This is a genomic window from Paenibacillus sp. MT86 (genome assembly GCF_058792535.1).
Genome location: NZ_CM179499.1, coordinates 5883428 through 5898265 on the forward strand (window position 1 = coordinate 5883428; position 14838 = coordinate 5898265).

The window sequence follows — 14838 nt, forward strand, 5'->3', positions numbered from 1 at the left end:
AAAGCTAATTCAGATCTTTCAACATGATTTCTAGGCATGTAAGCGTACACAAATATAAATGCATGGCTGAAACAAAAAAGAAAAACGCCCCCATTCGGCAGACGTTTACATTTTTTGGTACTCTATTCTCTCATTTGTGAGTCGTTATAACTAATTGATCTTATTCCAATAGAGCTTGCTCTGTTTGTCGAGACGTGTAACATCGCGGAGGACGTATCGTCTGCCCTCCGTATCCTTGATTGTATAATCATTCTCCGAGAGGAAATCGATGCTCTCTTGCGGCTGGTCTATGCGAAATGAGATCCTGCCATATGTCGTCTCCACTTCCCATAGCCAATTCCTGCCCCGGCGCTTGATTCCCATAATTTTCAATATCTCGGGTATCAAATAGCTTCGCTGCAGTTCTTCCCTGGCAGCCGACTGGCTTTTCTTATCCAGTTCATCCAGCGAAAGAATAAAATGAACCTCTTGATCCAATGCAGAGCGCACAGAAATGTACCCCTCCGGCTTCGTGACCGGAAATGTCAGAACAAGGCGCACTTTACCGATTGTCTCTCGGTTTTTTTCCGCCTCTAGTTCACCTATCCCGTTACGATAGAGTCGAAGACTTTGGTCCTGAGCCCATACTTCCCTTCTCGCTACCATCATGTAGCAACCTCCTGCATCGGTATCCATTCGTCTTTCGGGGCTTTCGCCTGCGCTGCATGAAGCAAACGATGATATACCCCTTGGCGTCTCAGAAGCTCTTCATGGCTTCCACTCTCGACCAGCCTCCCTCCTTCAAGAACCAGAAGCCGATCCGCTCGCCGAAGAGTCGACAGCCGATGAGCAATGACAAGGGTCGTTCTGCCTTGAACCACCGTATCCAGCGCCTCCTGAATGACAGCTTCGGTCTCCACATCGACCGAGGAGGTCGCCTCATCCAAAATCAGAATCGGGGGATCGAGCAGCACGGCTCTGGCAATGGCTATACGCTGCCTCTCTCCTCCGGACAACCGATGCCCTCTTTCTCCTACCTTTGTCTCATAGCCGTCAGGGAGGCGGCATATAAAGTCATGCGCATTTGCGGTCCTTGCCGCTTGAATAATGTCCTCTGTACTGGCTTCGGGGCATCCATAAGCGATATTCTGCGCTATGGTCCCATCGAAGAGGAAGGTTTCCTGAAACACTACCCCAATATTTCTCCTTAACTCCTCTTGCTTAATGCTGGTAAGCTTTCGTCCGTCCACATAGATGTCCCCCTCGTCCGGATCATAAAATCGGCACAACAGATGGATCAAGGTCGACTTCCCCGCTCCTGACGGACCGATGATGCCTATCATCTCGCCAGGTGCTATTCGTAGGTTGATCCCTTGGAGAATTCGCCGATCTTGCGTATAGCCGAAAGCCATCTGATCATAGACGATTTCGCCTTGAACGTTGTTAAAGCTCGGAGCTTTCTCGTCATCCTTCACTTCAGCAGGCGTTTGAATCACCTCAAAGATTCGTTCGGCCGATCCCAGCACCTCATTGATCCAGCTGGCGGATTGCGCCAGCCATTTGACAGGACCGAAGAACATGATCAAATACGATGCATATGCGCTTAATGTTCCGACAGTCATGCTGCCTTCCAGCACGCTCCGTCCTCCGGCAAACCATACGAGGGCTGCAAACAGTGACATGAATAACGTGAGTACCGGCGTCATGAACATCCATAAGTTCTGAATTGAAATCATGCGATGAACATATTTTTGATTGACCTGATCAAAGCGTGCTTTCTCGGCATGTTCCTTGGAGAAGGCTTTTATGATTCGTATTCCCTGAAGAGCCTCCCCAACCATATTTTGAACGTGAATGGACGACTGCCACTGGGCATACCACATGTCCCGGACTTTCGGCCACAGACGCATCACAAGGATTCCAAGCGGCGGCAGCGGCAGAAGGATCATCAGGGTCAAGCGCCAATCCAAATAGAACAGCATTCCCATAATAAAAATAGCGGATAAAAATTGAGAGGTCAGGTGAACAATCCCTTGCGACATAAAATTTTTGAGCGCATCCGTATCCTGATTAATGCGTCCGATATATTGAGATACCTGCCGATTATCAAAAAAACGCATCGATTGTTTCATCAGGGCATGAAACATATCTCTGCGAATCTCTCCAAGGAAGCGTCCACCGATCCTAATGGCCGTATAACCTTCGATCATCTGAAGCAATGCCTGCAGAATATACAAACCGGCGAGCATTGCGGCCAACCATATCAATGACGCGGAATCCCCGTCTGAGCGAGTAGGCGATGATATTTCATCAATGATCCATTTGATTACGTAGGGTGGTGCCAGGGATACAAGAACGGTAACGGTTACGATGATCCCCATCATCATGATAGAAGATCTATAGGCTCTGCTCCGCTGAAGAAGATGGGACACCGTACTCCATTTCGGATTGCAGCGCATGCAGAAAGCGGAAGCTGTCCGTTTTGAGCGGCCGCAGCGGTCACATTTCCCCTTCTTTTCATCCAAATCGCCGCGTTGGTCCATACGATGCGGCGATGAATCCGTTATCCACTGTTCGACTTGCGGCAGAGCCTTGCGACAGGACTCAAGGTACGGTTCCGTGAATCGTAAAATTTCAACCGGGCCGTCCGAAGTGCCAGCGACAAGACAACCACCGCCGATGACCTCAACCAGGTCGATGTTCATCATTTTACGCTTGGGAATATCCAGCAATTCCCTTCCTTCCCGATCCAGCACCTGCAGCCTGGAAGCTGTAAACACAAGCTGCAACGGTTCAAAACGCACATCACGATTCAAGTCTCCGTGCAATATTAGCCAGGGCGTCTCTTTGCCATGCGTTTCCGATCGTTCCGAAATCCTCGATCCTCGTTTTCGTAATATCCTCATATCATCACATCTTTCTATTTAAAGCCTTCTTAACGACAAATACCGCCTTACCATCTTTGGCCACAGCGGTATGTTGAGCGTTATCCAGGTTAGAATCGACAATTTCCAATGATCGGCAGGAATCCAACCCTTCCTTTTATAAGTTCCGGTAAACCGTCCCAAGATTTGTTCTTTCCGTACCGGCTCATCCGGGACAATGTTGGTGTCCCCTTTAAATATGTATCGTTTCAGGCTGCCTTCGCCATGAATGTCATGAAGCCGATGACAGACGAGGCTTCCCGCTCCTGTAACAAAGAGATAGACTTCACCGATTCTGGCTTCCTCATGATTGAGCTTTTCAAAAGAACTTAGCTCCCCCTCCACCATGAAGGGGTACATGCTGCGCCCCAAGGAGGGAAGTTGGATCCCCCCGCGTCTTTCCATCCACTCGTTGGCGATTCTGGCCTCATCCAGCATACGTCAGAAGGCCGCTGCCCAACAGTTCTTCAATAAATGGTTTTACGTCCTGCTCAGCAGTATGACGGTCAATGTCATACTCCTCCGCAATTTTTTCAATGATTCCGTCCATGTGCCCATATTCCGGGATGATGCTCCAGATATACCCCCCGAGTTCATTCAGCTTGGTTGCCACATGCTCCTTCATGTTCAGCAGTATCCATTCGTTTCCGATCATTTCGCTTTCAACATGCTCGTTTCTTATCAGCAGCCTCGTTTGTGTTTGGCTCATGAAATCCTCTCCCAAAACGTATCATTTTTCTGAAAATAGAGCTGATAGGAAGGTACTTGCTGCACTACCTTCTTGCATAAAGCAATCATATTTCTTGTTTCCTCAGGATCATGACGCCAATAAAACACCTTATCCAGCATTAGCGCGAATCCATCTAACGGCGTTATGGACACACGCTCCACTTCAGGGGATTGAATAATGTAATGGATGCCGGATAATTCGGCTTCCTCAAGTTCACAGGGATTCTCCATCTCGCTGCGAAATGGAGAATCGAACACGGTTACACGTCCGTTTTCTTCTATGTACAGAAACGTAGCTTCATCAGATAAAATCGGACGGGGACGCGACAGCTCAGCAACAGTCGACTTACCTGCACCGGATTGGCCTGCGAACATCCACGCTTTGCCGTCTTGAACCACACAAGAGGAATGGATCAGCAGTCCGCGCTCTCCATGGATTAGCCATGAGCTGTACAAATTAATTAATGCATGCTTCAGGGCAAACTCGTCATAGACATGGATTTCCGCCGAACTGTAATCCCGGGATGAAATCATATGATAATCACAGCGTTTGAAGTTAATTAGATGTTCGGATACAGAAATCTGGACAGGTCCATCATCAAATGGCTCTCCGTACCCACCTCGAATACGAACATACAAATCAGCCTGAGGATCCTGACCAGAAATGGCGGATACCCTAAATCGCTTGGCGACAAATTCGGCTATCCGTTTCGATTCGGTTTTAAAGGACACCCGGGACTTTCCGACTATTGCCGTTGCTACATACATATGATCAACCTCGACTTCCACCTATAATAATTCAATTCCAGCGAAGCGCTTTATGGAACGATGAACAAAGGAATGTATAAATACTACCAAATAGGGTTTCCGCCGCCGCCCGGGTTGCTGGGACGAGTCGTGCCAAACTCCACTTTGCCCTGTGCCAAAATTTTTGGAGCCTCGTAGGTCTTTTTCATACTTAACACCTCCTTCTTGAGCATTAGTTTATGATACAATTTGTATCATGTCAACTAGATAATGCTACATATCACAACCAATAAATAGTAAAAATATCCTATCTGAAAATTTCACGTTTTCTTATCCAGAGCAGCGGCAAATTCCAGATAAGGAATCCTACCTGGGACCAGCGCTGCCTCCAAGTATCATGGACCGTGAAGGCGGTCATCATCCTAAACCATGAGTAACTAAAGCCCTTGCGACCCTGCATAACTTTACGCGCCTTTTCAAGGTTCCATCCTGGATATTTAAACTTGTATGAAAGCAGCGGCAGCGGCCATCGTGCCTGAAGATGCGGGAACATGCTGTAAACCAGATTCAAAGCGATCCATACCTTCGAGAGATTTCGATCCGCAGCGGCCATATCCAACAGTTTCGCGTAATCCAGCCTTGTATCAAGGGAATGTATAAGCGTTGCAATGTCAACAAAGTATTTCATCGACATCATGTGATGGTTCATGCCGTGCAGACAAATATGGTAAAAGGTGTGCAACGGGCTTAGCTCGTAAATGTAATTAAAATCGCTCATCACGCAAGCTTCGTCCCACAAACGTGACACATCCGTAGCCGTAAAATCCTCTCTGCTGATATTCCAATGCAATTCAATGGTTAGCGAGGGAAAATTATCGTTATCCAATGATTTGACGTATTCTTCATGAAAATGTGTAGCATCGCCCGCTGCTTTAACAAATCCAGCATTCGTCAACAGCGTGGCGGCTCGATGCAAGTCCTCCTTGCCCACAAGCAGGTCGATATCTGTCGTGCCGCGCGCTGCGAGACCGCCAAAATAGCGTTCTGCAAGCAGCGTTCCCTTGAGAGGGATCGCTTCTATACAGGACGCTTCGAAGGTCTGCAGAATCTTTTTGAGCTCGATTTTTATAAAAAGGTTCTGTAAGAGTACGGTATTTGCATCAGAGCTTAAGTTGCGCCGGAATTTTTCCGGGATTTGAAGAAGAAGGTGTTTTCGCTGAAGCTCTGAGAAAACCTGGGGCCCGATATCAAACAATTCGACATCTTCCATCAGTTTGTCATATTGAGATTCGCTCAGGGAAGGAAGCCTCCCCTGGTACAACTCATCCAGAAACATAACCAGAATGTCGCGGTTCTTCATTTCAACCACTTACTACCGTAATAAAGCTGTTCTGCTTCATTTTCTCTGATCGTTATATTGTTAAGCACTACCCCAAGAAGATGGGCCTTAACATGCTCAAGTTGAGTTTTGGCTTTTCTCACTTGGGATTTCTTCACCTTCCCACCCAGTACAACCAAAACGACGCCATCACATAAAGCACTGACAATAAGCGCATCGCTCACTGCCAATATGGGAGGGGTATCAAACAAAATCATGTCGTAGCGTTGCTTAAGATCGTGAACTAACATTTGCATGTTGTGGGAACCTAGCATTTCGGAAGGGTTGTATGGAATGGAGCCGGAAGTTATGACGGAGAGATTCGTAACCGCCGTCGGCCGAATGACGTCTTCAACGTCTACCTGCTGGGCCAAGACATTGGTCAATCCGGTATCGTTCGAAACGCCGAATACGTGATGCAGTGAGGGTTTGCGCAAATCCGCTTCAATCAACAGCACATTTTTGCCTTCATGCGCATAGGCGACGGCCAAGTTGCTAACTGTGGTTGTTTTGCCTTCGTTCATTTGAGCCGAGCCAACCATGATCACCCTTACCTGTTTGTCATGAACGGAAAATTGAATGTTCGTCCTTAGCCCCCGATACGATTCCGCTGCCGGAGATTTCGGGTTAATGACGGTAACCAGAGGATTTTTGTATTTTCTCGCCATTTAACTCACCTGCCTATTAAAATAGTCCGATCCCTGTGAAAAGAGTGAGCGGATTTAAGGTAAAAGAACTAATGACCAAGCATCTTAAATATAGTAAAATGTCTGTATCTAGTTTGTTACTGTATGATTAGCTTTTTATTATATTGGCCTGGCGAACGATATATGTAATTTTGATAAACGGCATGGCTAAACGCCACATGACTGCTTATCATCCGGTTAAGCATGCCTGTTATCCGTGCTTTCTGATCACGATCCGTACATATTTGAACCTGATACAACCGATAATCATGCAATGGCTCTTGAGTCTGTATCCTCCCATAAACCTGAATATGATCAAACATGTCATCGATTTCATAACGCAGCTTTATCTTGGGACTCATGGGGATATCCCAGGGACACAGGAAAACAAGCTTCTCCGGACCCAGCTCGATCGGCGTCACATCGTGGCTTCTGCCGTGCAGGCTCAGGGGACCAATCTCCATGACTCTAATCCCTACCTTAATAAGATGCTTCGTTTCGCTTGACATCAGGATTTTAATTCTCCTTTATTTCTATAAATTCTGGTATGGGACATTTTATCGATGGATAAAATGATACTAAGTGTCACTTAAAAAATGATAACAGATACAAATTGTATCGTTTTATTTTCCAATTTTACGATACATATCGTATCGAGTCAATAGAAAAATCGTCATTTTCTACCTTCCGTGTGTAAATTTAGGATGTTACGTATTTTTACGACCCTCTCATCACCAAACCGTGACTTTACGTACATTAAGCTGCTTTATATAAAATCGACGCATTTTTCTAATCACACCATTAGGTATGCCAAGCAATTGAAAGGGGGATCAAAGCATGAACTACGGAGAACGAATTGCAGAACTACGTGAACAGCGCGGGTGGACTCAAGAAGAACTCGCAACCTCTGTCGGCATTACTCGTGCTGCACTATCCCATTACGAAAAAAACCGGCGCAAGCCGGATTTTGAAACATTGACCCGCCTGGCAGACCTCTTTGACGTATCCATAGACTATCTGATCGGGAGAACAACATTGGAGAAATCGGTGCTTGACCCGGAGGTTCGCTCATTTGTGGACGGACTTGAGCTTTCGGACCAGGATTTGCTGGAGCGGTTCAATCTCACGGTGGATGGCCGCAAGTTAACCGAAGAGGAAGCCAAAAGATTTATTGCTTTTGTTCGCATGGAACGCTCCATGAAATAATGCAGATCATGAAGATGGAAATCCCCGTTACTCACTATGTCCATCATAGCGGTATCGGGGATTTTCACTAGAGTCATGTTTAGCAATGACAAATGTATTAATCGTTATGAGCTTCCTCCATTTGCAGCCATTTATCAGGATGGATTCCCAATTGAGTCATGAGCTTATTGATGTCGATGTTCGTCTTCTGCTGGTCAAGCCGCTGCTCGGTGCTTCCGGAGCCTCTCTCCTTGTCCACACTCATTTCTTCAACTACCTCGCTTATCTATAGTTTCATCTCCATCCCTGCTGCATGAACACGCTGACAACGCATATCTTCCCAACAACTTACTTACCAATATTATAACGAATGAAATCACATGATGCTGTCGTCTTGTGGAGCCTTTGTCCTATGCTTCCGGTTCTAATTTTGTCGAATTTTCTTTTGGTGAATCCTGTCATCATCATAGAAGATTCTTAAACCCTTGTAATTTATTTATATGAGCATTTTGCATAATTCCGTTTTTGTGTAACAGACAGCAGAAATCAATAGCCCCAGACTACTAAGTGACTCGATTCTAAAAATGGGCAGACCAGCAGAATTTCATCAGTTTCAATTTTTAAGCTGCCGTTTGTTGTTTTCTAGAAACAATGGAAAGAGCGGATACGAGCAGCACGATGGCATTCAAATACTGGTGAGTCGTTACTTTCTGGATGCCCCAGACATGCATGCCATCAGCCGAAAGATAGGTTTTCATTCTGGAGTTGCATCGTTCCACACTTGTACGCTTGTTGTAAAGCTCCTTCCAGCGTTTTGTATCTCGATGAGGGCTGCAGTATCGCCGAAGATCGTCCTTCGCATCCACCTTGACGACCATACCATAGTTGGAAGTCGAGCAAGCCGCCATGCCTAATGGGCAGTCGACTTTGCCCGTGGCATGAGGACAACGGAACTTCAAGTAATCGCCGTCAGCACCCCAGTAAGTCATGGCGAACCCCATCGAGCAACATGGCGTTCCGGTTGCTGTCATCCCGGCAGGAGGTTCTTTCTCTCCTCGGGGGTTCAGAGGGATGATGGCTTGCGCTTTCACGTTTCGAGCGGCTTCGTAAACTTTCATTTGATCGTAGCCCGCATCGAGCATAAAGAATTTCGCGCTCGTTTTGGCAGCTACCTTCGCAATCAGACCAGGTGCCATTTCTCCGTCATTGACATGTGCGGGCGTGACTTCTAGTGCTAGCGGAAGTTCGCTTTTCGTGTCAACAGCTAGGTGGAGTTTGTATCCGAACCAAGTGACTTTGTGGCCGAATGAATCGAACTTTGCGCCCCAGTTGGCATCGCCGGTCTGCTCACTTTTGCGCTTGGGTTGCTTCTTCTCATAAGCATGGATGGCGGCGCTGTCGATCGCAATGTGGCTGCCGTCGATGATGCCCTCTTGCTGACAGAGGTTGACCAGATTCTCGAATAGCTGCTGTGCCAATTTTTTCTTTGTCAGTTCGGCGAAGACCCGGCTTAGCGTAGAAATAGACGGTGCTTTGCGATCTAATGAAAGTCCACACTGATAGCGAAATCGAAGATCTGTTTCCAATCGATGATGCAAGCCAGTAAACGTTTGAATATGCTCAAGCGGCGCAGCCAAAAGTGCACGAAGAATTCCTTCTCTACAGTGCCCGTCAGCGCCACGGGGTGAACGACTTCTCAATTGCTTGGCATAAGGGCGAAGATCCAAGACGCTAAAAAAAATGGGCAATCGATCTTTTGATTGCATTTTTAACAGATCCTCAAAGGAAAATAGACTTTCTTGGAGAATATACAAGTGACTTCACTTCCTCTCGGAGTTTTTGGGTTTGGTCACTTGAAAACTTCTCCAAATTGGGGTGAAGTCCCTTTTTTATGTTTGAAAATCCTTGTGTATCAAGGGCTCAGATTAATGCAAAATGCTCATATATGAAGAAAAACCACATTGCATTCATTAAAGAATACAATGTGGTTTCCCGTCATACGTTTTGGATTCTAGTTCCCTGTACGTGCCAGCTCTTTCATATTCGCCTCGAAGGCGGCGAGGAGCGCTGCTTCCCCCGTCAGGCCTTGATCCTGTACCTTCTCGATATGCAGCAGCATGCGTTTGTAATCCTTCGGAATGATACGGACGAAGCGGCTGAGCGCTTGATCCCAGTCTCCCAGAATTTGCTGTGCCGGCACGCTGCCGGTATACTGCTCATGCTGCCGGACAAGACGATGGAGGGCTTCCGCTTCCGTTCCATCCTCGACGCGTTCCAGAAGCACCATCTCCAGATTGCAGCGATCCACGAAGGTTCCCTCAGGATCATAGACGTAGGCTATGCCGCCGGACATCCCGGCCGCGAAGTTGCGTCCGGTTTCCCCGAGAACGACCACCCGGCCGCCGGTCATGTATTCGCAACCATGATCGCCGACGCCTTCGACGACGATGTTCGCGCCCGAATTACGTACGGCAAAACGCTCGCCGGCAATGCCTCTTACATAGGCTTCTCCGCCTGTAGCCCCATAGAATGCGGTATTCCCCGCAATAATGTTCTCCTCGGCTTTGAAGGTTGCTTTAGGTGAAGGTTTCACGATCAGCTTGCCGCCGGAAAGGCCTTTACCGATATAGTCGTTGGCATCCCCTTCAACCGTCAGCGTCATCCCTTTCGGCACAAATGCGCCGAAGCTCTGCCCTGCGGAACCCACGAAGTCGAATTGAATGGTGTCTTCCGGCAATCCGGCAGCACCATACTTGCGCGTGACTTCGCTTCCCAGGATGGTTCCCACGGCACGGTCCACGTTCGTGATCGGGAAGGCGCCCTTCACCGCAGCACCCGATTCCAATGCCGGCGCCGCGGTGCCCAGCAGCGAACGCATATCCAGCGTCTGTTCCAGACCATGATTCTGTCTTTGGGTACGGTAGCGCGTGCTGCCCTCCGGAAGCTCCGGCGTATACAGCAATGCCGAAATATCCACGCCTTTCTTCTTCCAATGATGTTCCGCTTTGACGGCATCCAGGCAATCCGTACGACCAATCATCTCGTTAATGGTACGGAAGCCAAGCTCAGCCATCAGCTCGCGCATGTCTTGAGCGACAAAGCGCATAAAGTTGGCGACATGCTCCGGATCTCCCGTAAAGTTCTTGCGCAGCTCCGGATTCTGCGTGGCCACGCCGACCGGACAGGTGTCCATTTGGCAGACGCGCATCATAATGCATCCGACGGCAATCAATGGTGCCGTTGAGAATCCATACTCTTCGGCTCCGAGCAGAGCCGCCACTACCAAATCGCGCCCGTTCAGCATTTTGCCGTCGGTCTCCAGCACCACGCGGTCACGCAGATTGTTCATGATGAGGGTTTGATGGGTCTCGGCAAGCCCAAGCTCCCAAGGCATGCCGGCATGACGGATGGAGCCTTGCGGCGAAGCACCCGTGCCGCCATCGTAACCGCTGATCAGGATGATGTCCGCGCGGCCCTTCGCAACGCCTGCGGCAATCGTGCCTACGCCCACTTCGGATACGAGCTTCACGTTGATATCCGCACGTGGATTGGAATTTTTCAGGTCATAGATCAGCTCCGCCAAATCCTCGATGGAGTAAATATCATGATGCGGCGGCGGCGAGATCAGCCCTACGCCCGGCGTCGAACCGCGGACCTCGGCCACCCAAGGGTATACCTTGCGGCCCGGCAGCTGTCCGCCTTCACCCGGCTTCGCTCCCTGCGCCATCTTGATCTGGATTTCGTCCGCGTTCACCAGGTAATTGGAAGTGACGCCGAAACGTCCCGACGCCACCTGCTTGATGGCACTTCGGCGGGAATCGCCGTTGGCATCCGGAATGAAGCGGGCCGGATCCTCTCCGCCTTCACCCGTATTGCTCTTGCCGCCGATGCGGTTCATCCCGATCGCGAGGCTTTCATGCGCTTCCTTGCTGATGGAGCCGAAGGACATCGCGCCCGTTTTGAATCGGCGCATGATGGACTCCGCGGATTCAACCTCATCGAGCGGCACCGGTTTGCCGGCCGGCTTGATTTTGAGCAGTGCGCGAAGCGTCAGATGCTGCTCATTCTCACCCTGCACGAGCTCGGCGTATTTCTTGTAAGTTGCGTAGTCATTGGTCCGGACGGCCTGCTGCAGCAAATGGATGGTTCTCGGATTGAACAAATGCTCTTCCCCGTCCGCTCTCCATTGGTATTCGCCGGCTGAATCCAGCGCTTTATCGTTGCCGTCCTTGTCGGTAAAAGCACGCTCGTGATGGGCCAGCGTTTCCCTGGCCACTTCCTCCAGGCCGATGCCGCCGATGCGGGACGGCGTCCGCGTGAAGTAGCTCTCCACGAAATCTTCCTTCAGGCCGACGGCTTCAAAGATTTGTGCGCCGCGATAGGACTGAATCGTGGAAATCCCCATCTTCGACAACACTTTCACGACGCTTTTGCTTGCCGCTTTAATGTAATTTTTCACAGCCTTCTCATGCGAGATGCCGCGAAGCATGCCTTCCTGAATCATGTCGTCCAGCGTTTCGAACGCAAGATACGGGTTGACCGCGCTCACGCCGTAACCGAGCAGCAGGGCGTAATGATGCACTTCGCGAGGCTCGCCCGATTCCAGCAGGATCGCCACCTTGGTCCGGGTTCCCTGACGAATCAGGTGATGATGGAGCGACGAAACGGCTAGCAGCGAAGGAATCGCCGCATTGTCCTTATCCACGCCGCGGTCAGACAGGATCAGGATGTTATGCCCCTTGGCGATGACTCGGTCCGCAGCTTCGCAAAGGGTGTCGATCGCCTTGCGAAGCCCTTCGGCTCCTTCGGCCGCCGGGAAGAAAATCGGAATCGTCATGGACTTGAAGCCCGGACGGCGGACATGGCGCAGCTTCGCAAACTCTTCGTTGGACAGCACCGGCGAATCCAGGCGGATGTGGCGGCAGCTTTCCGGTTCCGGCTTCAGCAGATTGCGCTCCGGGCCGATCGTCGTCGCCGTCGAAGTGACCAGCTCCTCGCGGATCGCATCGATCGGCGGATTCGTCACTTGGGCGAACATCTGCTTGAAGTAGTTGAACAGCCGCTGCGGGCGGTCGGACAGCACTGCAAGCGGTGCGTCATATCCCATGGAAGCGATCGCTTCCGCGCCCGTGATCGCCATCGGCTCGATCACTTTGCGCAGTTCCTCGTACGTGTAGCCGAACGCTTGTTGGAGCTGACGCACATTCTCATGCTTCGGATCTGGAAGTTCCGGCGCATCAGGAAGATCATGCAGCTCTACCAGATGCTCATCCAGCCATTCGGAATACGGAAGCTCAGCCGCGATGCTGGCTTTGACTTCCTCGTCGGAAATGATACGGCCTTCCTTCGTGTCGACAAGCAGCATGCGTCCAGGACGCAAGCGATCCTTGTACAGCACCTTTTCCGGCGCAACGTCCAGAACGCCCGCTTCGGAGGACAGGATGATCAGATCATCCTTCGTCACGTAATAACGGGATGGGCGCAGCCCGTTCCGGTCCAGGGTGGCGCCGATCTGAACGCCGTCCGTGAATGCCATCGCCGCTGGTCCGTCCCATGGCTCCATCAGCGTGCTGTGGTATTCGTAGAATGCTTTTTTGGTCTTATCCATGCTCTCATGGTTGCTCCACGGCTCGGGAACCATCATCATGGCCACGTGCGGCAGAGAACGACCGCTGAGGTACAGGAATTCAAATGTATTATCGAACATCCCGGTATCGGAACCGTCCGGGTTGATGACAGGTTTCACCTTCTCCAGATCGCTTCCGAACAGCTCATGCTCGAACATGGACTGGCGCGCGTGCATCCAGTTCACATTTCCGCGCAGCGTATTGATTTCGCCGTTGTGAATCATGAAACGGTACGGATGCGCACGTTCCCAGCTCGGGAACGTATTCGTGCTGAAACGGGAGTGAATGAGCGCTATCGCCGATTCCAAGCCCTCATCCTGCAGGTCCAGGTAAAATTCCCCCACCTGCTCCGTCGTCAACATGCCTTTATATACGATTTTTCGGCAGGAGAGGCTGGATACGTAGAAGCTGTCGCCTTCGGGCTTGCCGCTGTAACGGATCGCCAGCTCGGCGCGGCGGCGGATGACATACAGCTTGCGCTCGAACGAGAGATCATCCTGAATGTCGGCGCTGCGGCCGATGAACACTTGGCGGACATACGGCTTTGCCGCTTTTGCGGACTTGCCCAGCATTTCATCATGGGTAGGCACATCGCGGAAGCCAAGCAGGGTCTGGCCTTCTTCGGCAATAATCGAAGCCAACTGCTCCTCATGCGCCGAACGGACGGCAGGATCATGGGAAAGGAACAGCATGCCTGCACCGTAATGCCCGGCTTCGGGAAGCTCAAAGCCCAGTTTCGCCGCTTCGGCAGCAAAGAAGGAATGAGGAATCTGCAACATGATCCCCGCACCGTCGCCGGAGTTCGGCTCGCTGCCCTGACCGCCGCGATGCTCCATATTGGCAAGCATGGTCAGCGCGCTGCTGACGATTTCATGGGATGGCTTACCCTTGATATGGGCAACGAAACCCATACCACAAGCATCTTTTTCGAACTGCGGATCATAGAGGCCCTGTTTCTGGGGAAAATCAGTATGTTTCATAAGATGCAACCTTTCTTTTTATAGAATAAAATGCTGCTGATCAATAACAGAAAAACGTAAAGGTTGGACATCAATCCTCTCCTGCAGTGGACACACTGTCTTGAGGCGATGCAGTATTGTGCAAAAGCGACAAGGGTTAACATTTACCTAACACGTAAGATTAATTAGTTCTATATATTTTATCACCGTCATACAATGCAGGCAATTCAAAGTTTTTATGAATTTGATAAGAATTGTTTTTGTGAGAGTAATCACAAAAGTTAGTTAAATATTATGTAGAATAGTGCAAAAAAACATGCAAATAGAACATTCCGAACAAGCGGTTTTCATCACTTTTTTCGTAATTCGTTATCATATCGCTCCGCTTTGGCCGCTCACTCCTCTCTCCGGCAGTGAAGCCGTGATCATCCTGACCATCCATCCTATATAAAATGAAGCTCCTTCATGATCGGTTCTCGGGAGTATTTCAGCAGCAGGTTGAGGGGGGCCGATGAACCTTGACGCAACCATACCCGGTATCGCGTCGATGATCGACACGTTATATCGGCTCATCAAAAAAAGGACCTCCCCTGGATCTGTTCGATCCCCCGGGGAAGTCCTTTT

Annotated in this window: 13 protein-coding genes; 1 reads left to right on the plus strand and 12 read right to left on the minus strand. The window is 49.8% G+C overall.

Annotation, left to right across the window (positions count from 1 at the left end; translation table 11 throughout):
- Positions 1–150: 150 nt before the first annotated feature.
- The 8 genes from AC3RCL_RS26695 to AC3RCL_RS26730 form a co-directional block, all read right to left on the minus strand.
- Complete coding sequence (locus AC3RCL_RS26695; protein WP_375121907.1) at positions 151–648, minus strand: DUF1854 domain-containing protein; 498 nt, start codon at positions 646–648, stop codon at positions 151–153.
- Positions 645–2783, minus strand: a complete 2139-nt coding sequence (locus AC3RCL_RS26700) for an ABC transporter ATP-binding protein (protein ID WP_492533021.1) — start codon at positions 2781–2783, stop codon at positions 645–647. Before AC3RCL_RS26700 ends, AC3RCL_RS26695 begins: the two co-directional genes overlap by 4 nt.
- 120 nt (positions 2784–2903) lie before the next feature.
- Entirely contained in the window at positions 2904–3341 is a 438-nt protein-coding gene (locus tag AC3RCL_RS26705) for a signal peptidase I (RefSeq protein WP_015737325.1), read from the minus strand.
- The gene (locus AC3RCL_RS26710) at positions 3331–3612 is read right to left on the minus strand and encodes a PqqD family protein (RefSeq protein ID WP_090908903.1); all 282 of its coding nucleotides are present in this window, start codon (positions 3610–3612) and stop codon (positions 3331–3333) included. Before AC3RCL_RS26710 ends, AC3RCL_RS26705 begins: the two co-directional genes overlap by 11 nt.
- A complete protein-coding gene (locus AC3RCL_RS26715; RefSeq protein WP_015737326.1) occupies positions 3609–4400 on the minus strand; it encodes a hypothetical protein in 792 nt (263 codons plus the stop codon). Before AC3RCL_RS26715 ends, AC3RCL_RS26710 begins: the two co-directional genes overlap by 4 nt.
- A 286-nt stretch (positions 4401–4686) precedes the next feature.
- Positions 4687–5715 (minus strand): nucleotidyltransferase family protein, encoded by a 1029-nt coding sequence (locus AC3RCL_RS26720; protein ID WP_492533024.1) that lies wholly within the window; start codon positions 5713–5715, stop codon positions 4687–4689.
- Positions 5716–5735: 20 nt separating this feature from the next.
- Complete coding sequence (locus tag AC3RCL_RS26725) at positions 5736–6425, minus strand: CpsD/CapB family tyrosine-protein kinase (protein WP_009590428.1); 690 nt, start codon at positions 6423–6425, stop codon at positions 5736–5738.
- A 116-nt stretch (positions 6426–6541) separates the two neighbouring features.
- Positions 6542–6952: a hypothetical protein gene (locus AC3RCL_RS26730; RefSeq protein WP_015737328.1), complete on the minus strand. Its 411-nt coding sequence runs from the start codon at positions 6950–6952 to the stop codon at positions 6542–6544.
- A 328-nt stretch (positions 6953–7280) separates the two neighbouring features.
- Between AC3RCL_RS26730 and AC3RCL_RS26735 the strand changes: the two genes are divergently transcribed.
- On the plus strand, positions 7281–7649 hold the full coding sequence (locus AC3RCL_RS26735; RefSeq protein ID WP_009590422.1) for a helix-turn-helix domain-containing protein: 369 nt from the start codon (positions 7281–7283) through the stop codon (positions 7647–7649).
- Between the two features lie 97 nt (positions 7650–7746).
- On the opposite strand, the gene AC3RCL_RS26740 is transcribed toward AC3RCL_RS26735, so the two are convergent.
- From AC3RCL_RS26740 to AC3RCL_RS26755, 4 genes are all read right to left on the minus strand, one after another.
- A complete protein-coding gene (locus AC3RCL_RS26740) occupies positions 7747–7893 on the minus strand; it encodes a hypothetical protein (RefSeq protein ID WP_009590439.1) in 147 nt (48 codons plus the stop codon).
- Positions 7894–8248: 355 nt separating this feature from the next.
- Positions 8249–9442: a transposase gene (locus AC3RCL_RS26745; RefSeq protein ID WP_487717185.1), complete on the minus strand. Its 1194-nt coding sequence runs from the start codon at positions 9440–9442 to the stop codon at positions 8249–8251.
- 197 nt (positions 9443–9639) lie between these two features.
- On the minus strand, positions 9640–14235 hold the full coding sequence (gene gltB, locus AC3RCL_RS26750; RefSeq protein ID WP_492533027.1) for a glutamate synthase large subunit: 4596 nt from the start codon (positions 14233–14235) through the stop codon (positions 9640–9642).
- A 351-nt stretch (positions 14236–14586) separates the two neighbouring features.
- Positions 14587–14787 (minus strand): hypothetical protein, encoded by a 201-nt coding sequence (locus AC3RCL_RS26755; protein WP_452518023.1) that lies wholly within the window; start codon positions 14785–14787, stop codon positions 14587–14589.
- Positions 14788–14838: the final 51 nt, after the last annotated feature.

What these genes read in the sequence shown, in the direction of transcription:
- AC3RCL_RS26695 (WP_375121907.1), bottom strand. Translation starts at nt 648, where the DNA reads ATGATGGTAGCGAGAAGGGAAGTATGGGCTCAGGACCAAAGTCTTCGA.
- AC3RCL_RS26705 (WP_015737325.1), bottom strand. Translation starts at nt 3,341, where the DNA reads ATGCTGGATGAGGCCAGAATCGCCAACGAGTGGATGGAAAGACGCGGG.
- AC3RCL_RS26710 (WP_090908903.1), bottom strand. Translation starts at nt 3,612, where the DNA reads ATGAGCCAAACACAAACGAGGCTGCTGATAAGAAACGAGCATGTTGAA.
- AC3RCL_RS26715 (WP_015737326.1), bottom strand. Translation starts at nt 4,400, where the DNA reads ATGTATGTAGCAACGGCAATAGTCGGAAAGTCCCGGGTGTCCTTTAAA.
- AC3RCL_RS26720 (WP_492533024.1), bottom strand. Translation starts at nt 5,715, where the DNA reads ATGTTTCTGGATGAGTTGTACCAGGGGAGGCTTCCTTCCCTGAGCGAA.
- AC3RCL_RS26725 (WP_009590428.1), bottom strand. Translation starts at nt 6,425, where the DNA reads ATGGCGAGAAAATACAAAAATCCTCTGGTTACCGTCATTAACCCGAAA.
- AC3RCL_RS26730 (WP_015737328.1), bottom strand. Translation starts at nt 6,952, where the DNA reads ATGTCAAGCGAAACGAAGCATCTTATTAAGGTAGGGATTAGAGTCATG.
- AC3RCL_RS26735 (WP_009590422.1), top strand. Translation starts at nt 7,281, where the DNA reads ATGAACTACGGAGAACGAATTGCAGAACTACGTGAACAGCGCGGGTGG.
- AC3RCL_RS26740 (WP_009590439.1), bottom strand. Translation starts at nt 7,893, where the DNA reads ATGAGTGTGGACAAGGAGAGAGGCTCCGGAAGCACCGAGCAGCGGCTT.
- gltB (WP_492533027.1), bottom strand. Translation starts at nt 14,235, where the DNA reads ATGAAACATACTGATTTTCCCCAGAAACAGGGCCTCTATGATCCGCAG.
- AC3RCL_RS26755 (WP_452518023.1), bottom strand. Translation starts at nt 14,787, where the DNA reads ATGAGCCGATATAACGTGTCGATCATCGACGCGATACCGGGTATGGTT.